Source organism: Chromobacterium haemolyticum DSM 19808, assembly GCF_000711885.1.
GTDB lineage: Bacteria > Pseudomonadota > Gammaproteobacteria > Burkholderiales > Chromobacteriaceae > Chromobacterium > Chromobacterium haemolyticum.
In genome coordinates, this window is sequence record NZ_JONK01000018.1 from 91937 (window position 1) to 111741 (window position 19805).

At 62.9% G+C, this 19805-nt stretch carries 17 protein-coding genes and 5 tRNA genes; 16 read left to right on the plus strand and 6 right to left on the minus strand.

What is annotated here, in order from left to right; all coding sequences use genetic code 11:
• The first annotated feature begins 69 nt into the window (after positions 1–69).
• The 5 genes from glyA (at position 70) to BR71_RS12350 (ending at position 4416) form a co-directional block, all read left to right on the plus strand.
• Entirely contained in the window at positions 70–1317 is a 1248-nt protein-coding gene (gene glyA, locus BR71_RS12330) for a serine hydroxymethyltransferase (RefSeq protein ID WP_043637694.1), read from the plus strand.
• 126 nt (positions 1318–1443) lie between these two features.
• Positions 1444–1902, plus strand: coding sequence for a transcriptional regulator NrdR (gene nrdR / locus BR71_RS12335; RefSeq protein WP_019100637.1), 459 nt, complete (start codon positions 1444–1446; stop codon positions 1900–1902).
• Between the two features lie 58 nt (positions 1903–1960).
• On the plus strand, positions 1961–2500 hold the full coding sequence (locus tag BR71_RS12340) for a GNAT family N-acetyltransferase (RefSeq protein ID WP_043637696.1): 540 nt from the start codon (positions 1961–1963) through the stop codon (positions 2498–2500).
• A 3-nt stretch (positions 2501–2503) separates the two neighbouring features.
• Positions 2504–3601, plus strand: coding sequence for a bifunctional diaminohydroxyphosphoribosylaminopyrimidine deaminase/5-amino-6-(5-phosphoribosylamino)uracil reductase RibD (ribD, locus tag BR71_RS12345; RefSeq protein WP_043637699.1), 1098 nt, complete (start codon positions 2504–2506; stop codon positions 3599–3601).
• A 167-nt stretch (positions 3602–3768) separates the two neighbouring features.
• Positions 3769–4416: a hypothetical protein gene (locus BR71_RS12350; protein ID WP_043637702.1), complete on the plus strand. Its 648-nt coding sequence runs from the start codon at positions 3769–3771 to the stop codon at positions 4414–4416.
• An 18-nt stretch (positions 4417–4434) separates the two neighbouring features.
• Here the strand turns inward: BR71_RS12350 and BR71_RS12355 are convergent, their stop codons facing one another.
• Positions 4435–4839: a nuclear transport factor 2 family protein gene (locus BR71_RS12355; RefSeq protein ID WP_052370533.1), complete on the minus strand. Its 405-nt coding sequence runs from the start codon at positions 4837–4839 to the stop codon at positions 4435–4437.
• Between the two features lie 291 nt (positions 4840–5130).
• Between BR71_RS12355 and BR71_RS12360 the strand changes: the two genes are divergently transcribed.
• The gene (locus tag BR71_RS12360) at positions 5131–6624 is read left to right on the plus strand and encodes a carboxypeptidase M32 (RefSeq protein WP_043637705.1); all 1494 of its coding nucleotides are present in this window, start codon (positions 5131–5133) and stop codon (positions 6622–6624) included.
• A gap of 305 nt (positions 6625–6929) precedes the next feature.
• Here the strand turns inward: BR71_RS12360 and BR71_RS12365 are convergent, their stop codons facing one another.
• From BR71_RS12365 to BR71_RS12375, 3 genes are all read right to left on the minus strand, one after another.
• On the minus strand, positions 6930–7808 hold the full coding sequence (locus BR71_RS12365) for an alpha/beta fold hydrolase (RefSeq protein WP_043637707.1): 879 nt from the start codon (positions 7806–7808) through the stop codon (positions 6930–6932).
• Positions 7809–7892: 84 nt separating this feature from the next.
• Positions 7893–9509: an MFS transporter gene (locus BR71_RS12370; protein WP_043637710.1), complete on the minus strand. Its 1617-nt coding sequence runs from the start codon at positions 9507–9509 to the stop codon at positions 7893–7895.
• A gap of 93 nt (positions 9510–9602) precedes the next feature.
• A complete protein-coding gene (locus BR71_RS12375; protein ID WP_043637713.1) occupies positions 9603–11219 on the minus strand; it encodes a GMC family oxidoreductase in 1617 nt (538 codons plus the stop codon).
• A 162-nt stretch (positions 11220–11381) separates the two neighbouring features.
• Between BR71_RS12375 and BR71_RS12380 the strand changes: the two genes are divergently transcribed.
• Entirely contained in the window at positions 11382–12305 is a 924-nt protein-coding gene (locus tag BR71_RS12380; protein ID WP_043637715.1) for a LysR family transcriptional regulator, read from the plus strand.
• 9 nt (positions 12306–12314) lie between these two features.
• Positions 12315–13178, plus strand: a complete 864-nt coding sequence (locus BR71_RS12385) for an AraC family transcriptional regulator (protein WP_043637719.1) — start codon at positions 12315–12317, stop codon at positions 13176–13178.
• A gap of 212 nt (positions 13179–13390) precedes the next feature.
• Here BR71_RS12385 and guaB read toward each other — a convergent pair whose 3' ends face one another.
• Complete coding sequence (gene guaB, locus BR71_RS12390) at positions 13391–14854, minus strand: IMP dehydrogenase (RefSeq protein WP_019100074.1); 1464 nt, start codon at positions 14852–14854, stop codon at positions 13391–13393.
• A gap of 161 nt (positions 14855–15015) precedes the next feature.
• On the opposite strand from guaB, the gene BR71_RS12395 reads away from it, so the two are divergent.
• From BR71_RS12395 to BR71_RS12430, 8 genes are all read left to right on the plus strand, one after another.
• Positions 15016–15450, plus strand: a complete 435-nt coding sequence (locus BR71_RS12395; RefSeq protein WP_081862644.1) for a DUF4124 domain-containing protein — start codon at positions 15016–15018, stop codon at positions 15448–15450.
• On the plus strand, positions 15451–17256 hold the full coding sequence (uvrC, locus tag BR71_RS12400) for an excinuclease ABC subunit UvrC (RefSeq protein ID WP_043637721.1): 1806 nt from the start codon (positions 15451–15453) through the stop codon (positions 17254–17256). It abuts the gene before it with no gap.
• A 112-nt stretch (positions 17257–17368) separates the two neighbouring features.
• A complete protein-coding gene (gene pgsA / locus BR71_RS12405) occupies positions 17369–17950 on the plus strand; it encodes a CDP-diacylglycerol--glycerol-3-phosphate 3-phosphatidyltransferase (RefSeq protein ID WP_019100077.1) in 582 nt (193 codons plus the stop codon).
• A gap of 98 nt (positions 17951–18048) precedes the next feature.
• Positions 18049–18124 (plus strand) — tRNA-Gly (locus tag BR71_RS12410).
• A gap of 27 nt (positions 18125–18151) precedes the next feature.
• A tRNA-Gly gene (locus BR71_RS12415) sits at positions 18152–18227 on the plus strand.
• 26 nt (positions 18228–18253) lie between these two features.
• Positions 18254–18329, plus strand: a tRNA-Gly gene (locus BR71_RS12420).
• A 41-nt stretch (positions 18330–18370) separates the two neighbouring features.
• A tRNA-Cys gene (locus BR71_RS12425) sits at positions 18371–18444 on the plus strand.
• Positions 18445–18649: 205 nt separating this feature from the next.
• Positions 18650–18734, plus strand: a tRNA-Leu gene (locus BR71_RS12430).
• A gap of 72 nt (positions 18735–18806) precedes the next feature.
• On the opposite strand, the gene BR71_RS12435 is transcribed toward BR71_RS12430, so the two are convergent.
• Positions 18807–19541 (minus strand): GntR family transcriptional regulator, encoded by a 735-nt coding sequence (locus tag BR71_RS12435; RefSeq protein ID WP_052370535.1) that lies wholly within the window; start codon positions 19539–19541, stop codon positions 18807–18809.
• Between the last annotated feature and the right edge of the window lie 264 nt (positions 19542–19805).

Genomic DNA, 19805 nt, shown 5'->3' on the forward strand with positions numbered 1-19805 from the left:
TTAAGGATTTCGCCTCGGCATTTCGTGTAGAATGCCCGCATCGTTAACCCTTTGATGGATGAGTCAAAGATGTTCGCTGCTGACCAGACGATTGCCAAATTCGATCCCGAACTCGCCGCCGCCATTGCGGCCGAGTGTCAACGCCAGGAAGATCACATTGAGTTGATCGCCTCGGAAAACTACACCAGCCCCGCGGTGATGGAAGCCCAGGGCTCCCAACTGACCAATAAGTACGCCGAAGGCTACCCAGGCAAGCGCTTCTACGGCGGTTGCGAGCATGTGGACGTGGTCGAGCAACTCGCCATCGACCGCGTTAAGCAGCTGTTCGGCGCGGAATACGCCAACGTGCAGCCGCACTCCGGCAGCCAGGCCAACCAGGCGGTGTACTTCTCCATCCTGAAGCCGGGCGACACCGTGATGGGCATGAACCTGGGCCACGGCGGTCACTTGACCCACGGCTCTCCGGCCAACCTGTCCGGCAAGATGTTCAACATCGTTGCCTACGGCCTGAACGACAAGGAAGAAATCGACTACGACGACATGGAGCGCGTAGCGATGGAAACCAAGCCCAAGCTGATCATTGGCGGCGCGTCCGCTTACGCCTTGCGCTTCGACTTCGAGCGCATGGGCCAGATCGCCAAGAAATGCGGTGCTTACTTCATGGTGGACATGGCGCACTACGCAGGGCTGATCGCCGCCGGCGTGTATCCGAACCCGGTGCCGTTCGCCGACTTCGTGACCTCGACTACCCACAAGACCCTGCGCGGCCCGCGCGGCGGCATCATCCTGGCCAAGGCCGAGTTTGAGAAAAGCATCAACAGCAATGTGTTCCCGACCCTGCAAGGCGGCCCGCTGGAGCATGTGATCGCCGCCAAGGCGGTGGCCTTCAAGGAAGCGCTGCAGCCCGAGTTCAAGGTGTATCAGGAACAAGTGCTGAAGAACGCCTCCATCATGGCCAAGACCCTGGCCGAGCGCGGCGTGCGCATCGTGTCCGGCCGCACCGAGAGCCACGTGTTCCTAGTGGACTTGCGTCCCAAGGGCCTGACCGGCAAGGCCGCCGACGCGCTGCTGGGCCGCGCCCACATCACCGTGAACAAGAACGCGATCCCGAACGACCCGGAAACCCCGTTCGTGACTTCCGGCATCCGCATCGGTTCCCCGGCCATTACCACCCGCGGCTTCAAGGAAGCCGAAGCCATCCAGGTGGCCAACCTGGTGGCGGACGTGCTGGACAACCCGAACGACGATGCGTTGATCGCTCGCGTAGCGGAGCAAGCCACCGCGCTGTGTCATCGGTTCCCGGTGTACTCCAAATAAGCCGCGCTGGTCTCGGCCTTAAAAAGACGCCCTCAGGGGCGTCTTTTTCATGGAGGGCGATAGCGGCATTAACTTGACTGCGCATTGCTGATAACATCCATACATTGGAACCCTTAGGATTAAGTCATGAAATGCGCGTTCTGCGGCAATGCCGATACTCAGGTAATCGACTCCCGCGTCAGTGAGGACGGCAGCAGCATCCGGCGGCGGCGGCGCTGCCCGGTGTGCGAGAAGCGTTTCACGACCTTTGAAACCGCCGACGTGCGCATGCCGCAGGTGGTGAAAACCGCCGGCCATCGTTCGGAATTCGATATCGAGAAAGTTCGCACCAGCTTCCTGCGCGCGCTGCACAAGCGCCCGGTGCCCACCGCGCTGGTGGACGAAGCGATAGACCGCATCTGTCACAAGTTGCTGCAACTGGGCGAGCGGGAAGTGTCCAGCCGCGAGATCGGCGAAATGGTGATGAACGAACTGGCCCGCCTGGACAAGGTGGCCTATGTGCGTTTCGCCTCGGTCTACCGCAGTTTTCAGGACGTGTCCGAGTTTTCCGACGCGATCAAGGAAATCCAGAAGTCTTCGCATTGACCTCCCGGCGGGAGGCTGGAGTAGACTGCTCCATTCTTCCGTCCTTGCGGGTGCCTGCATGTCTGAACCCCTGCCTGCCCATGTTTCGCTGAGCGCGCCTGAGCTGTCCGACGCGCCGGCGCTGTTCGCCTTGATCAACGCCAACCGCGACGCGCTGCGGCCATGGATGCCGTGGGAGCCGCTGACCCGTTCCGAGTCCGACTCCCGCGCCTTTCTGCAGTCCGCCGCCGTCAGCCGTCAGATCGGCAAAGCCTATACTTGGCTGGTGTTGCGCGGCGGCGAGCTGGCCGGCGTTTGTGATCTGCACTCCGTTGACGCCTTGAACCGCCACGCCTTCGTCGGTTATTGGCTGGACCGCCGTCAGGTGGGCCAGGGAGTGATGCAGGCGGCGCTGACGCAACTGCTGAACGAGGCTTTCGGCCCATTGGGCCTGCACCGGGTGGCGATAGACGCGGCGGCGGCCAATCACCGCAGCTGCGCGGTGGCGGAGCGGCTGGGCTTCCGTTTTGAAGGCCTGCTGCGCGAATACCTGCTGCTGCAAGGCCGCTACTGCGACGCCAGGCAGTACAGCTTGCTGGCTCATGAATGGAAGCAATGAAACATGAACGACTCCGCCGATGACCATCGTTACATGCAGCGCGCGCTGCGGCTGGCCGCCGAGGCTACTCGCCGCGCCGCGCCCAATCCGGGCGTGGGTTGCGTGTTGGTGCGCGACGGCGCGGTGATTGGAGAGGGCGCCACCCTGCAAGTGGGCGGCGATCACGCGGAAATCCAGGCGATCAAGGACTGCCTGTCGCGTGGCCTATCCCCACGCGGCGCCACCGCCTATGTCACGCTGGAACCCTGCAGCCACCACGGTCGAACTCCGCCGTGCGCGCGGCGTTTGATCGACGAAGGCGTGGCCCGAGTGGCTGCGGCGATGGTGGACCCCTACCACGAAGTGTCCGGCCGCGGTTTGGCCATGTTGCGGGCCGCTGGCGTAGACGCCGACGCCGGGCTGATGGAGGCGGAGGCGAGACAAGTACATCGCGGCTTCTTGTCGCGGGTTGAGCGCGGCCGCCCGTGGGTCATGCTCAAGGCCGCCGCCACGCTGGATGGCAAGACCGCCTTGCTCAACGGCCGCAGCCAGTGGATCACCGGACCCGAGGCGCGGCGCGACGTGCATCGTCTGCGTGCCGAGCATTGCGCGGTGCTCACTGGCAGCGGCACGGTGTTGGCCGACGATCCGCAACTGACGGTGCGCGAAGTCCCCTGCGAGCGCCAGCCGCTGCGCGTGGTGCTGGACAGCGATCTGCGCACTGCGCCGACGCAGCGTATCTACCAGGACGGAAGCACTGTGCTGGCCACCTGCAACCATGAGGAAACGCGTCTGCGGCCTTATCGCGCCGGCGCGGAGATACTGACCTTGCCGCGGCAGGCCGACGGCCATGCCGACCTGCCTGCCTTGCTGGCGTCCTTGGCGCAGCGCGGCGTCAATATGCTGATGGTGGAAGCGGGGGCCGGCCTCAACGGCGCGCTGCTGCGCGCCGGGCTGGTGGACGAGATCGTGCTTTATCTGGCGCCGTCGCTGGCCGGCGACGCCGCGCGCGGCCTGTTTGCCTGGCCGGCGCTGGAGGACTTGGCCGATAAGCAGAAGCTGAATATCCGCGATGTGCGAATGGTGGGCGCGGATTTGCGCTTGAGCCTGACGCCGGCCTGAGAAGCTGTTTCCAGTCCGGCGCGTTAGAAAAACGCCGACGTCGCCGTGAATCCCGTCTGGAGTCTGCAACATTTCTGTCCGAAAATAAGAACAGTCCGCCGGCTGTGCCGAAGAGCGCGAGCGGCGCGGGGAAGGGCGGGCAAGACCGGGAGGGCTGGGGAAAGGGCATGAGCGATTTGAAGGCGGCGCTGGAGGCTTATATGCGATTGCTGGCGCGTCAGGGCGCGCCTGCCCAAGTGATCGACGAGAGGCGTCGCATTTTGGAGCAGATGTTGCCCTGGCTGGATGGCGTCGAGCGCAGCGCCGAAGGCTTTCGCGTTCCTTGCGAGCGTTTGTTGCAGGCCTGCGCGCCGGACGAGCAGGTGCTGGCGCTGACCTGTACCCGCGAGTTCTATTACTTCTGGCTCGGCGATACCAAGAAAGTGGTGGAGATCACCGCGCGCAGCGGTTTTTCGGTGCGCAATGTGCGGGTTTGGCTGGAGACGGACTGGGAAGGTCTGTTGACGCGAATGGAACGCGATGGTTTCTCCCGCTTCCCGCCGTCGCTGGGCCTCTACCTGGGCAAGCTGTTCGAGGACGGTATGTCCGAGCCGGACATCCATCTGCGCGAGCGCCTGCTCAAATCCTTGCTTTATCTATTGGACGGCCAGCCCATCCAGGGCGACAGCTTCCGCATGATGGTGGACGCGGTGTTGCTGCATCTGCGCGATGCGGAGCTAAAAAACATTTTTCTGCAGCTGGTGCGCGAGTACTTCTACTATTGGCATCAATTCCCGCAAGCCCAAGCGCGCAACGCCGGCCAGCCGGCGGCGTGAGGCGGGCTGACCGGTCCGCTATTCCATTCCAGATGCTTCCACCACCGTAGCCTCAAGCCGGGCCCTGCCCGGCAAGCCCCGGCGCCAGGCCGGCGGCGCTTCGGCGCTGGCCCAGTATTCCTCTATCTGGCTGATCAGCCCGTGCTCCAGAGTGAACAGCGAATTGGCGAAGAAGCGCGCCGCGCCGTGGTCCACCTGCGCCACCACGTGCCAGCGGCCGTCGGTTAGTAGATTGTCCTGCAGCAGGCGGATGCTCCAGCCCTCTGGATAAACGCGGTTGACGTGGACGATGGCTTCCGCGCCGCGGAAACACTCGCCGCTGCAATGCCATAGCATCACGGCGTCGTCGCACAGCAAGCGGCGCGCGCGCTCCCAGTCGCGGTCCTGGTAGGCGAGGAAGAGTTGAGCGGCGATGGATGGCATGATTTTACCTCATGCTAGTTATGGAATATTGATAATGTACAAAATCAAAATCCTTGTCAATACGCGGCTTTTGCGGGTTTTTGGGCGGAAGTTGTCAGATCAAATAGTCTGATGGCATCATGCTTTTACAAGTAGAGCGTGTTTATGATCTCGCGAGCTAGAGCGAGACAAGGCGAAAACTGCTGAAGAAGCGAGATGTACAAGACTACATGAGCATTCTGAAGCGGTTCTCAACGCCGTATCGCCGACGCGCAGCAGCTCGTAAACCGGTTCTTTTATAGAGGAGACAAGATGACGCACACATCCGCCTACCAGGCATTGACCCACACTTTCGCCCGCTTGCACCGCTTTAGCCACCTCGGCGCCATCGCCGGTTGGGACCAGGCGGCAATGATGCCGAGCAAGGGCAACAACGCCCGCGCCGCCGCGCTGGCGGAGCTGGGGGTGCTGACCCACGGCATCATCACCGCGCCGCAGCTGAAGGAACAGCTGGACGCGGCGGAGCAGGAAAACCTGGACGAGCTGCAGCGCGCCAATCTGCGCGAAATGCGCCGCGAGTGGGCGCAGGCCAATCTGCTGCCGGCGGAGCTGGTGGAGGCCAAGACCCTGGCTGGCGCGCGCTGCGAGCACGCCTGGCGCAGCCAGCGCCCGGCCAACGACTGGAAGGGCTTTCTGGAAAACCTGCGCGAAGTGGTCAAGCTGTCGCGCGAGGAGGGCCGTCTGCTGGCCGAGGCCAGCGGCGGCAGCCGTTACGACGCGCTGATGGACAAGTACGAGCCGGGGATGAAGAGCGCGGAGATCGAGCGCATTTTCGCCGAGGTGAAATCCTGGCTGCCGGGCCTGATCGACCGCGCGCGCGCCAAGCAGGCGTCGGAAACGGTGATTGAGCCGGTGGGGCCGTTCGCGGTGGAGCGGCAGCGCGCGCTGGGCGTGGAGGCAATGAAACTGCTGCGCTTCGATTTTGATGGCGGCCGGCTGGATGTCAGCAGCCATCCCTTCTGCGGCGGGGTGCCGGAGGATGTGCGCATCACCACCCGCTACCGCGACGATGATTTCGTCCAGAGTCTGATGGGCATCGTCCACGAAACCGGCCACGCCCGTTACGAGCAGAATCTGCCCAAGGACTGGCTGGAGCAGCCGCTGGGCCGCGCGCGCTCCATGGGCATCCATGAAAGCCAGAGCCTGTCCTTCGAGATGCAACTGGGCCGCAGCCCGGCCTTCCTGCAGTTGATCGCTCCGCTGATCCGCAGCCATTTCGGCGAGCAGCCTGCGTTTGCGCTGGATAATCTGCAGCGTTTGTACAGCCGGGTGCAGCCAGGTTACATCCGTGTGGACGCGGACGAGTTGTGTTATCCGGCGCATGTGATTCTGCGTTTCGAGATCGAGCGCGCACTGATGGACGGCGAGATCGAGGCCGAGGATATTCCGGCGCTGTGGGACGAAAAGATGATGGCTTATCTGGGCGTGGACACCCGCGGCAATTACACCAATGGCTGCATGCAGGACATCCACTGGACCGATGGCGGCTTCGGCTATTTCCCCAGCTACACGCTGGGCGCGATGTACGCGGCGCAGTATTTCGCCAGCCTGCGCCGCGCTGAACCGGAGCTGGACGCGAAGGTGACGGCCGGCAATCTGGAGCCTATTTTTGATTGGTTGAACGCCAATATCTGGAGCCAGGGTAGCCGTTGGAGCACGGACGAGCTGGTACGCCGCGCCACCGGCGAGACGCTGAATCCGGCGCACTTCAAGGCGCATCTGGAGCGGCGTTATTTAGGTGTTTGATTTGGTAGGTCAACCATGAAAAGCGCGGCTAGGCCGCGCTTTTTTTAGGCCCGCTAACAAAACCCCTGATCCTGCGTTGGGCCTCCTTGTCGTACTACTAGTACTGCCTGCGTCGGCGCGGCTTGGCTCAGGTACGCTACGCGGTTTTGTTAGCGGTTCTTGGAGCCTGTTTACGATCTGCTACGCGTCGTGAAACGTGGCTCGGTGAGTGCATCTTCAAAATGCGCATGTACCGTGTGTACACTCCGCTTTTTCAGCGGTTTTCGCCTTGTCTCACCCTAGCTCGCGAGATCGTAAACACGTTCTTATTGGGGTTGGCTGAAAAACGCGTGGATCGCCGCCGCCAGCGCTTCCGGCTGTTCCCATTGCAGCATATGGCCGGCGTCGGCAATCACGGTTTCTTGCAGTTGGGCGAAGCAGGCGCGACGCTGCGGCATGCTGGCGGCCACGCTCTTGGCCAGCGGATGGTCGTCGGTGTCGCCGCCCAGCGCCCACAGCACCGGCGCGCTGATGCGCTGCCAGCAGGCCATCGCTTCCTCCAGCCGGTACAGCACCGGGTTGACCATTTTGTGGCGCGGGTCGGCGCGGTAGTAGAGGCCGTCGTCCCGCTGCCGGGTCAGTTCGCGCGCCAGCCATTGGGCCCGCTCCGACGTCAGCCTGGGGTTGCGTTCCAGCAGCTTGGCGGCCACGGCGTCCAGTGATTGCAAGTCGCCGAACTCGGGCGCCGCGCGGGTTTCGCGCAGCCAGCGCGCGTAGCGGCCAGGCGCTTCCGCCGGCTTGGTGGCGGCCAGGCCGAAGCCTTCGGCCAGCACCAGCTTTTCTATGCGCTCGGGGCGGGTGCCGGCGTAGATGCCGGCGACCATCGAGCCCATGCTGTGGCCCAGCAGTTTGACCGGCTGTTGCGGCGACAGCGCGTCCAGCAGCGCGTCGAGGTCGGCCAGGTAGTCGGGGAAGTAATAGCTGCCGTGGTTCCAGTCGCTGTCGCCAAAGCCGCGCCAGTCCGGCGCCGCCACTTGCCAGCCGTCCGGCAGCGCGTCCACCAGGAATTGGAAGGTGGCCGAGCTGTCCATCCAGCCGTGCAGCAGCACCAGCAGCGGCGCATTGCTAGGGCCCCAGCGGCGCAGATGATAGCGGTGGCGGTTGAGGATCAGGGTTTCGGACTGGCTGAGACGTTGAATCGGCATGGCGGCGCGGGAGGTGGGACGAAAGCCCCAGTCTACCCAGAAACACGGCGAACCGGGAGGTTCGCCGTGCGCGTGGGAAGGAGCTTATTGATGGATGTCGGCGCGGTGCGTCTCCTTCAAGCCCAACAGGCAGACCACGAAACTGACGCTGTAGACGATGACCGGATACCACAGGCCGTAGAGGATGTCGCCGGTGTAGACCACCAGCGAGAACGCCACGGTGGGGAACAGGCCGCCTATCCAGCCGTTGCCGATGTGATAGGGCAGCGACATCGAGGTATAGCGGATGCGAGTGGGGAACAGCTCCACCATGGTGGCGGCCAGCGGGCCGTAGACCATGGCGGCGATCAGGCTGAGCAGCACCAGCACCGCTATCACCATCGGGTAGTGGATCTTGTCCGGGTCGGCCTTGTCCGGGTAGCCGGCCTGTTTCAGCGCGGCCAGCAGCGCGGCCTTGTCGAAGCCGGTCAGCGTCTGTCCGCCCACCTTGATCTGGGTTTCGCCGCCGGCGGGCGCGGCTTCACGCTGGTAGGGCACGCCGTTCTTGGCCAGCAAGGCCTTGGCCTGGTCACAGCTGGTGTTGAGTTTGGCCTTGCCCACCGGATCAAACTGGAAACGGCAGCTGGCCGGGTCCGCCACCACCACCACCGGCGCCTGGCGCGCGGCGTTGGCGATGTCCGGGCTGGCGTAGGCGGTCAGCCATTTGAAGGCGGGAAAGGTCAGCAGAGCCGCTAGCAGCAGGCCGGTCAACATCACCGGCTTGCGGCCGATCCGGTCGGACAGGTAGCCGAAGTACAGAAATAGCGGGGCGGCGATCAGCAGGGAAACCACCAGCAACTGGGTGGCGATCTGGGAGTCGACCTTGAGGATTTGGGTGAGGAAGAACAGCGAATAGAACTGCGCGCAGTAGAAAGTGACCGCCTGGCCGCCGTTGATGCCGAACAGGGCGGTGAGCACGATGCGCAGGTTTTTCCAGTTGGTGAAGGATTCGGTCAGCGGCGCCTTGGAGTGCTTGCCCTCGGCCTTCATTTTCAGGAAGGCCGGCGACTCGTGCATCGACAGCCGTATCCAGGTGGAGATGGCCAGCAGCGCCAGCGACAGCAGGAAGGGCAAGCGCCAGCCCCAGTCGTCGAAAGCCGGGCCGGTGAGTTTGCGGCAGGCCAGGATCACCAGCAGGGACAGCAGCAGGCCGGCAGTGGCGGTGACCTGGATCCAGCTGGTGTAAGCGCCGCGTTTGTGGTCCGGCGCGTGCTCGGCCACGTAGATGGCCGCGCCGCCGTATTCGCCGCCTATCGCCAGGCCCTGCAACATGCGCAGCACCACCAGCAGGATGGGCGCGGCGATGCCTATGCTGGCGTAGCCGGGCAGCAGGCCCACCAAGAAGGTGGAGACGCCCATGATCAGGATGGTGGCGAGAAAGGTGTATTTGCGGCCTATCATGTCGCCCAGCCGGCCGAACAGCAGCGCGCCGAACGGCCGCACCAGGAAGCCGGCGGCGAAGGTCATCAGCGCGAAGATGAAGGCGGTGGTTTCATTGACGCCGGCGAAGAACTGTTTACTGATCACCGCGGCCAGCGCGCCGTACAGGAAAAAGTCGTACCACTCGAAAACGGTGCCCAGCGACGAGGCGAAGATCACTTTGCGCTCGGAGCTGCTGATCGTGTGTCCCGCCGTGGCGGCGGGCGTCAGGGTGCTGCTCATGGTGCTGTCTCCTCTTGGTGTGGCTTTGCGACAAGTTGTGGGTCGGGAAGTGGGCTTCCTCTGTTTGGGTGGGCCGATGTTGCGCAGCGCCGCTCAGTCCGGCGCGGGGCGGTCTTGCAAAATCATGCGGGAGGCTTTCTCCGCGATCATCAGCGTGGGCGAATTGGTGTTGCCCGAGGTGATGGAGGGCATGATGGAGGCGTCCGCCACTCTTAATCCGGATAGTCCGTGAACGCGCAGTCTGGCATCGACCACCGCATCGGTATCCTGTCCCATTTTGCAGGTGCCTACCGGATGGAAAATGGTGGTGCCGATGCGGCCGGCGGCGGCGGCCAGTTCCTCGTCGCTCTGGGCGGCGAGGCCGGGCAGGTATTCCTCCGGCCGGTAGCGCGTGAGCGCCGGCGCGGCGACGATGCGTCGGGTCAGCCGCAGCGCGGCCACCGCGACGGCGCGATCCTGCGGGTGGCTGAGATAGTTGGGCTGGATCAGCGGCGCGGCATCCAGCCCCGCGCCTCCGATGGCGACCCGGCCGCGGCTGAGCGGGCGTAGATCGCATACCGAGGCGGTGAAGGCGGGGAAGGGGTGCAGCGGTTCGCCGAAGCGTTCCAGCGACAGCGGTTGCACATGGTATTCCAGGTTGGCGCGCGGCTGTTCCGGGCCGGATTTGGCGAAGGCGCCCAGCTGACTGGGGGCCATCGCCAGCGGTCCGCTGCGCCGCCACAGGTATTCCCAGCCCATGGCCAGCTTGCCGGTCCAGCTATTGGCCAGCTGGTTCAGCGTGCGCGCGCCGCTGACCTTGAACACCATGCGCAGTTGCAGATGGTCTTGCAGGTTGGCGCCGACACCGGGCAGCGCATGACGCACGGCGACGCCGTGTTCTTGCAGCAGCGCGGCGGGGCCGATGCCGCTGCGCTGCAACAAAAGCGGGGAGCCGACGGCACCGGCGGCCAGGATGATTTCGCCGCGGCAGCGCGCTTGCCAGCGCTGCCGCTGTTGCAGGAATGCAATACCGATGGCGCGGCCGTCCTCCAGCAGCAAGGTTTCCGCCTCGGCATGGGTCAGTACAGTGAGGTTGGGGCGCTGGCGCGCGGGGCGTAGAAAGGCTTTGGCGGTGTTCCAGCGCAGCCCGCCCCGTTGGTTGACTTCGAAATAGCCGCAGCCGGCGTTGTCCCCGCGATTGAAGTCGTCCACTGGGGCGATGCCGCTCTGCTCCGCCGCGTCGCGGAAAGCGTCCAGAATCTCCCAGGACAGCCGCTGCCGTTCCACCCGCCATTCGCCGCCGTGGCCGTGCTGGGCGCGGGCGCTGTCGAAGTGGTCCTCCATGCGCAAAAAGTCCGGCAGCACTTCGTCCCAACTCCAGCCGGGGCAGCCCTGGGCCGCCCAGCCGTCGTAGTCCGCGGCCTGGCCGCGCATATAGATCATGCCGTTGATCGAGGAGCAGCCGCCCAGCACTTTGCCGCGCGGGTAGTTGAGGCTGCGCCCGCCAAGGCCGGGCTCGGGCGCGGTGCGCAGGCACCAGTCGGTGCGCGGATTGCCGATGCAGTAGAGGTAGCCCACCGGGATGTGTATCCAGGGGTAGTTGTCCTCGCCGCCGGCTTCCAGTAGCAGCACGCGGAGCCGCGGATTGCGCGACAGGCGGTTGGCCAGCAGGCAACCGGCGCTGCCCGCGCCGACGATGATGTAGTCGAATGTCTCCGCCAATACCTGCATGCCGCGCTTTCCTATGACGTCAGTATCGCCACCATATAAGATCAAGCCGGGCCGGACTGGGAATAGCCAGAGCGGAACAATGGCTGTTAGTTTTCTAACAGCGGTGCAGTTGAAGCTTGCCATCGTTGTGTGCAAGCGCACCATAAACGCGAGGAGGGTGCAATGTTCGACTGGAACGACATCCGTTATTTTCTGGCCTTGCAGCGCAGCGGCAAACTGCTGGCGGCGGCCCGGCAACTGCGTACCACCCATGCGACAGTGGCCAGGCATATCGAGCAGTTGGAGCGGCAGTTGGGCCAGCCGTTGTTTGTGCAGCAGCCGGACGGATATCAGTTGACCGCGGCCGGCCGGCAGCTGCTGCCGCTGGCGGAGCAACTGGAAAACACCGCGTCCCGGATGCAGGACGAGGCGAGGGTGGGGCATGTGGAGGTGGCCGGCCTGGTGCGCTTGGGCGCGCCGGAAGGCTTGGGTTCCTTATTCCTGTCGCGGCACTTGCCGCGGCTGATAGCGCGCTATCCGGCGCTGGAGATCGACCTAGTGTCGGTGCCGCGCTTCGTCAGCATCACCAACCGCGAGGTGGACATCGCCATCGCGCTGGAGCGGCCGCAGGCCAATATGGTGGTGACGCGCAAGCTGACCGATTACTGCCTGGGCTTGTACGCGACACCGACCTATCTGGACGCGCATGAGCCCATTCGCGAGCGCGAGGACCTGGCCGGGCATCCCATCGTCGGCTATGTCGACGACTTGCTGTTCTCGCGCGAACTGATGTTTCACCGCGGTCTGTGCCGCAACCCGCTGATTAATCTGCGCTGCACCAGCGTGGTGGGCCAGCAGCAGGCGGCGCTGGCCGACGGCGGCATTGCGGTGCTACCGTATTACCTGACCTACGACGACGCGCGGCTGCGTCAACTACTGCCGGAGCTGCGCATCATCCGCTCGTACTGGATCAGCGGCCGCAGCGACATCCGCCGCACGCTGCGCTATCGCGTGGTGTGGGATTTCGTGGTGGATGTGTGCCAGAGCATGCAATGGCTGCTGTTGCAACAGCCAACTCAGCAAAACGAATCAATCGATGCGGGATAAGCTCACTTCATGAGAACGCTCTATCGCAACGGCGGCCCGGATTCGCCGTATTTATGGCGGATGCTGCGGGTGCTGGACTACCTGTGGCGCCATCTGGATGGGCCGGTGCCGCTGGAAAGGTTGGCGGAGGAGGCTTGCTTGTCGCCCTTTCACTTTCACCGCGTGTATCGCGGCCTGATGGCCGAAACGGTGGGGGAGACCCGGCAGCGGCTGTTGCTGCATCGCGCGGCCGGGCAGTTGGACGGCGGCTCGCTCCCTTTGTCGAGGGTGGCGGCGCGCGCCGGCTACGGCGGCACCGCGGCTTTCGTCCGGGCCTTCGCCAGGGCTTACGGCGAGAGTCCGGGCCGCTATCGCCAGCGCAGAGCGTTCATTTCTAGGCAAGACTGGGAGACCGTTATGCATGAAGTGACATTGCTCAAGCAGGATAAGGGGCTGAAGGTGCTGATGCGCCGCCATGTCGGCAGTTATATGGAGATCGGCCAAGCCTTTGGCGCTTTGCAGGCCATCAGTCCGGGTTGCGCAGTCGGCGACGCGCCAGGTCGCGTATTCGGCATGTATCTGGATGATGCGGAACAAACGGAGGAAGCCAAGCTGCGCTCCATCGCCTGCGTGACTGTGCCGGATTCCTGGCAGGAGCGGCCGCTGCCGGATGGGTTTGAATGGGGGGAGATTCCCGCCGGGGAGTACGCTTGCGTGACGCACCTGGGACCGTACGCGGAGCTGTCCACGGTCTGGTCCTGGTTGTACCGGCACTGGCTGCCCGGCAGCGGGCGCGCGCTTGGCGGCGTGCCGTGCGTGGAAGAGTATTTGAATTCGCCTTACGACAATCCGCCCACAGCCTTGCGCACGCGGCTGATGTTGTCGCTGGCCTGACCGCGCTTGCGGTTCAACCATGAAAAAACCCGCGCCGTTTGGCGCGGGTTTTGCCGTAAAGGACGACCCTAGAGCGTACTTACGATCTTGCGAGCTAGAGCGAGACAAGGCGAAAACAACTGAGAAAGCGGAATGTACATGGAGCACATGAGCATTTCGAAGTTGTTTTCAACGCCGTATCGCCGACGGCGCAGCAGATCGTAAACAGATTCTTAGCGGGATACGTGGTAGTTCGGCGCTTCCTTGGTGATCTGCACGTCGTGGACGTGAGACTCCTGGATGCCGGCGGAGGTGATTTCCACGAATTCCGCTTTGGCGTGCATGTCGGCGATGGTGGCGCAGCCAAGGTAGCCCATCGAGGAGCGCAGGCCGCCCACCAACTGGTGGATCACCTGGCCGATGGAGCCCTTGTACGGCACGCGGCCTTCGATGCCTTCCGGCACCAGCTTTTCCACATTGCCTTCGTTGTCCTGGAAGTAGCGGTCGGACGAGCCCTGGCTCATCGCGCCCAGGCTGCCCATGCCGCGGTAGGACTTGTAGGAGCGGCCCTGGAACAGCTCGACTTCGCCGGGGGCTTCCTCGGTGCCGGCGAACATGCCGCCCAGCATCACGCAGTTGCCGCCTGCGGCCAGCGCCTTGGAGATGTCGCCGGAGAAGCGGATGCCGCCGTCGGCGATCATCGGCACGCCGGTGCCTTTCAGCGCCTCGGATACATTGTGGATGGCGGTCAGCTGCGGCACGCCCACGCCGGCTACGATGCGGGTGGTGCAGATGGAGCCGGGGCCGATGCCGACCTTGACGCCGTCGGCGCCGGCGTCAACCAGCGCCATCGCGGCGGCGGCGGTGGCGATGTTGCCGCCGATCACGTCCACTTGCGGGAAATTCTTCTTCACCCAACGCACGCGCTCAATCACGCCCTGGCTGTGGCCGTGGGCGGTATCGACCACGATCACGTCCACGCCGGCCTTCACCAGCGCGATCACGCGCTCTTCGGTGTCTCCGCCGGTGCCGACGGCCGCGCCCACGCGCAGACGGCCTTGGCTGTCTTTATTGGCGTTGGGGTGCTCGCTGGTCTTGATGATGTCCTTGACCGTGATCAGGCCCTTCAACTCCCAGGCGTCGTTGATCACCAGCACGCGCTCTAGGCGGTGGGTATGCATCAACTCGCGGGCCTCGTCGATGCTGGCGCCTTCCTTGACGGTGATCAGACGCTCGCGCGGGGTCATGATGGAGCCGACGGTCTGGTCCAGGCGGGTCTCGAAGCGCAGGTCGCGGTTGGTGACGATGCCGACCACCTTGCCGTTTTCGATCACCGGCAGGCCGGAAATCTTGTGGTGGCGGGTCAGCAGCACCAAGTCGCGCACCAGCATGTCCGGGGCGATGGTGATGGGATCCTTGACCACGCCGCTTTCATGGCGTTTCACCTTGGACACTTCGCTGGCTTGTTTCGCGGGGTCCATGTTTTTGTGCACGATGCCGATACCGCCTTCTTGAGCCATGGCGATGGCAAGACGGGCTTCGGTCACCGTGTCCATGGCGGCGGACACCAAGGGCAGGTTCAGGGTGATGTTGCGGGTAAGCTTGGTGGAGAGGACTACGTCGCGCGGCAGAACTTCAGAGTGGGCCGGGACGAGGAGAACGTCGTCGAAAGTATAGGCTTTCTCGATGATACGCATCTTGGCGTTTCCTTTGCGGCAAAGCGGCATTATACCGAGGCATTGCCGCTATTGCAAAAAAACGGGCTTTCCGCCCGCAACCCTGTTACCTTTTTGCCGACCGGCCGCGCAGGCCTTACAATTTGAGTATCTGCAGCGCAATTCGGGTCAGGGAGTCGATGATGAAGTCAACCTTAGTATGGACCTTTTTGCTGGCTTTGCTGGGCTCCGCCGCCGCCAGCGCGGAAGTCTATGTATGGAAGGACGAGGCCGGAAAAACCGTGTACTCGGATCAGCCGCCGCCCAGCGTCAACGCCCGCCGCATGAATACGCGCGCGCCGGCGCCCGCCTCGGCGCCGGTCAAGGAAAGCAAAAAGGCCGCGGACAAGGACGCGAGCGGGGAAAACGCCAGGATCGCCGCGGAGAACGCCAAGGTCGCGGAGGCCAACGCCAAGATCCGCGAGCAGAATTGCCAGAACGCCCGCACTCAACTGGCCACGGTGCAGATCAATAGCCGCATCCGCATGCCGGGTTCCAATGCGCTGGCCTCGGACGCCCAGCGCAATGAACTGATCGCCCAGGCGCAGGCCAATGTGCAGATCTGGTGTGGAAAATAAGTGGCGAAAACGGTTTTTGACTACAAGGCGGTATTGGTTTCCCTACCCAATCTGCCCGGCGTGTATCGAATGCTCGACGCGTCGGGCAGCGTGCTTTATGTCGGCAAAGCCATCGATTTGAAACGGCGGGTCAGTTCCTACTTTCAGAAGAACGACCAGTCGCCGCGCATCCAGCTGATGGTGCGCCAGATCGCCGATATTGAAACCACGGTTACGCGCTCCGAAGCGGAAGCGCTGATCCTGGAAAACAATCTGATCAAGGCATTGACGCCGCGTTACAACATTCTGTTTCGCGACGACAAGTCCTATCCCTATCTGATGTTGACCGGCCACGCCTTTCCGCAGATGGCCTATTACCGCGGCGACCCCAAGCGTCCGAACCAGTATTTCGGCCCGTATCCCAACGGCTACGCGGTGCGCGAGAGCATCCAGATCCTGCAAAAAGTGTTCCGGCTTCGCACCTGCGAAGACGCGGTGTTCGCCAACCGTTCCCGCCCCTGTTTGCTGTATCAGATCAAGCGCTGTTCCGGGCCTTGCGTTGATCATGTCTCCAAGGAAGACTACGCGCGCGACGTGGCCAGCGCGGTGGCTTTCCTGCAAGGCCGCCAGAGCGAGCTGATCGACGGTTTGACCCAGCGCATGATGGCAGCGGCCGAGGCGATGGAGTTCGAGCAGGCGGCGGAGCTGCGAGACCAGATTCAGGCGCTGGCGCGGGTGCAGGAGAAGCAGTTCGTTTCCAGCAACTCCAGCCAGCAAGATTGCGACGTGGTGGCCGCGGTACAGCGGGAAGGCATGCTTTGCGTCAATCTGGTGATGATTCGCGGCGGCCGTCATTTGGGCGACAAAAGCTTTTTCCCGGTCAGCGGGGAGGAGGGCGAACTGGCGGACAGCCTGGAGGCCTTCCTGGCCCAGCATTATCTGGGCGCGCCCTTGCCGCCGGCCATCATCATCAACGGCGAAATTTCCGATACCTTGCGTCAGCACCTGGAGCGGCAAGCCGAGCGCAAGCTGGCCATCGCCAGCAACCCCATAGGGGAGCGGCGGGTATGGCTGGAAATGGCGGAAAAGAACGCCGAGCTGGCCATCATGCAGCGGGCCAACAGCAAAGCCACCCAGAACCAGCGGCTGGCCCAGCTCAACGAGGTATTGGAGTTGGAGGGCGCCGGCCGCTTTGAATGCTTCGATATCAGTCACACCATGGGAGAAGCCACGGTGGCTTCCTGCGTGATCTACGATAAGGGCGCGATGCAGCCAAGCGAATACCGGCGCTACAATATTGAAACCGCCAAGCCCGGCGACGATTACGCCGCGATGCGCGAAGTTCTGTCACGTCGCTACGGCAAGCTGGCGGCGGGAGAGGGCAAGTTGCCGGATGCTGTGTTCATCGACGGCGGCAAAGGGCAGGTGGGCGTGGCCTTGGAGGTGTTCGCCGAAATCGGCCTGAACCTGCCCATCGTCGGCATCGCCAAGGGCGAAGAGCGCAAGCCGGGCCTGGAAACGTTGATCCTGCCGTATCTGGACAAGAGCCTGCAGTTGAGGCAGGACCATCCTGCGCTGCATTTGATCCAGACGGTGCGCGACGAGGCCCACCGCTTCGCTATCACCGGCCACCGCGCGCGGCGCGCCAAGGCGCGCACCGCGTCCACATTGGAGGAGATTCCGGGGGTGGGGGCCAAGCGGCGGCAACAGCTGCTGATGCGTTTTGGCGGCCTGCGCGGCGTGGCCGCCGCCAGCATGGACGACCTGGCTCAGGTGGACGGCATCAGTCGCACGCTGGCGGAGAAGATTTACAACGCGCTGCATTGATTGCCGGCGCGCCATCGTTTATACACTGTAACCATCGCTGTGCGTCCCGTTGTGGCTTGGGGCGAGCGCGCAGTTTTTGACCGAGCCGCAAACAATAAGATTACTGACACCGATGCCCTTCAATTTGCCGATATTCCTGACCTGGCTCAGGGTTGCCCTGATCCCTATCTGCGTAGCGGTTTTCTTTTTGCCGGATTCCGTCCTGCTGCTGCAAAGCCGCAATCAGGTAGGCGCCGCCATCTTCGCATTGGCGGCGATCACCGATTGGCTGGACGGCTACCTGGCGCGCAAGCTGGGGCAGACCTCGGCCTTCGGCGCTTTCCTGGACCCGGTGGCGGACAAGCTGATCGTCGCCGCGGCCTTGATCCTGCTGGTTCAGATGGGGCGCACCGAGGGCTGGATGGCTATGATCATCATCGGCCGCGAGATCGCGATTTCCGCGCTGCGCGAATGGATGGCGGAAATGGGCACTCGCAAGAGCGTGGCGGTGGCCTATATCGGCAAGCTCAAAACCACGGCGCAGATGGTGGCTATTCTATTGCTGCTCTATGCCGGGCCGCTGCTTCCCGGCGTCTCCACATTAATTTTGGGCAACGCCTTCATGGTTTTGGCGGTGATTTTGACTTTGTGGTCAATGGTTTATTATCTTCGGATGGCTGCCAAGGAGTTTTCCGGGAAAAAAATTGATGTTTGAAGTGTTGACAGTGCCTGATAAATCCTTATAATTCGCATCTCTCAGCGCTGCTCCAGCAGCAGCGAAGAGAAAGCAGAAGTATTGCAGCAGTTTTGAATGCGGGAATAGCTCAGTTGGTAGAGCGCAACCTTGCCAAGGTTGAGGTCGCGAGTTCGAGCCTCGTTTCCCGCTCCAAATCCTCTGCATATAGCGTTATGCGACGCGGGAATAGCTCAGTTGGTAGAGCGCAACCTTGCCAAGGTTGAGGTCGCGAGTTCGAGCCTCGTTTCCCGCTCCAAAACTTCTGCAATAGCATTGTGCGACGCGGGAATAGCTCAGTTGGTAGAGCGCAACCTTGCCAAGGTTGAGGTCGCGAGTTCGAGCCTCGTTTCCCGCTCCAAAGTCAAAACGATCAGAGTAACCTGACAGTTCGCCGGTAACGGCGGGGTAGCAAAGTGGTTATGCAGCGGATTGCAAATCCGTCTACGCCGGTTCGATTCCGACCCCCGCCTCCAGTTAAAGCCCCGTAAGTCAAAGACTTGCGGGGTTTTTGCTTTGTTTGGCCCGCACTCGTAATCGCCAAGCTCAGAGTGGTTTTTTCTCTTTTATCCCGGATTGGAATCAAGTCCGCAGTTCTCCGTAGCGGCGTGCCATGGCCTTGATCGCCATCCCTGTTTGCCAGCGGGCCGGCTCTGGGATAGAATCGCCGTCTCTTTGCCCGCCCCGGTGGTGAAATTGGTAGACACAAGGGACTTAAAATCCCTCGACTTAGGTCGTGCCGGTTCGATTCCGGCCCGGGGCACCACTACGGCAAAACCGTCCACGAGACGAACACGACCCGCACAGCCAGGCGCTGGGCGGGTTTTTTTGGCCTCTCTTAAAGCCGCACCTCGAATTCATAGAGATCGCTGCGGCACAAAACTTCGCTGAATTCCAATACCTGTTCCGCCGAGTTCAAACTAGTCTGCTGGATGCGCAGCAGCGGCGTACCGGTCTGGACATGCAATAGGGCGGCGCTGTCTGGGTCTGCCGGGCAGGAGGCCAGGCGGAAGTGCTTATGGCCGATCTCCACGCCATGCTGTTCCCACCACTGGTAGAGCGAGTGTTCGAGACGCTCCGGCTCCGGTAGATAGGTCAGCGGGATGTAGGTGGTCTCCAGCGCAGCCGGCGTGCCGTCCATCATCCGCAGGCGGCGTAGCTTGGCGATGTCCGCGCCGGCGGGCAGTCGCAGCAGACCGGCGATGGCGGCCGGCGCGCGTTCACGCTGCCGCAGCAGCCATTGATTGGCCACGCTGCCGCCGCTGCGCAGCACTTGCTCGGTGAAGCCGCCTTTGTCATTGAGCGAGTAGCGGAAAGCCTGCGCGACGCGTGTTCCTTGGCCTTGCTGGCGGGTGATCAGCCGCTTGCGCTCCAGCTCCGCCATCGCTTTGCTGATCGTGACGCGCGACAGCCCCAGTTTTTCCGCCATCAGCCGCTCTGTCGGCAGGAAAGTCCCTTCGCCCAACTGATGTCGCCGGATGGCTTGTTCCAGCGCGTTGGCGATCATCAGATAACGCGGCGTAGTGCCAGGCTGCCGTAGGCTGGCGACCAAGCATTCCAGAATATCGCTCATATCGTATGAAAGCTCCTGTGCGTGCGCGTTCCAGTCTAAATCAATGCCGGAAGGCATGGGGAGAGCGGCTCAAGCTTTCTGGCATGCTTTCCTGATCAATAGTATGGTTATGTGCTATTGGATTTGCATTGGACTTATCATACGATGCCAATCAAAGTCCTTAGACCCGCTAACAAAACCTGTCGATAAATCGCAGACAGATCAATGAGAAAGCCAGCTTGAGTAAGGCGTAATGCGTATCCAGCCGCCGTTCGAAGCGGATGC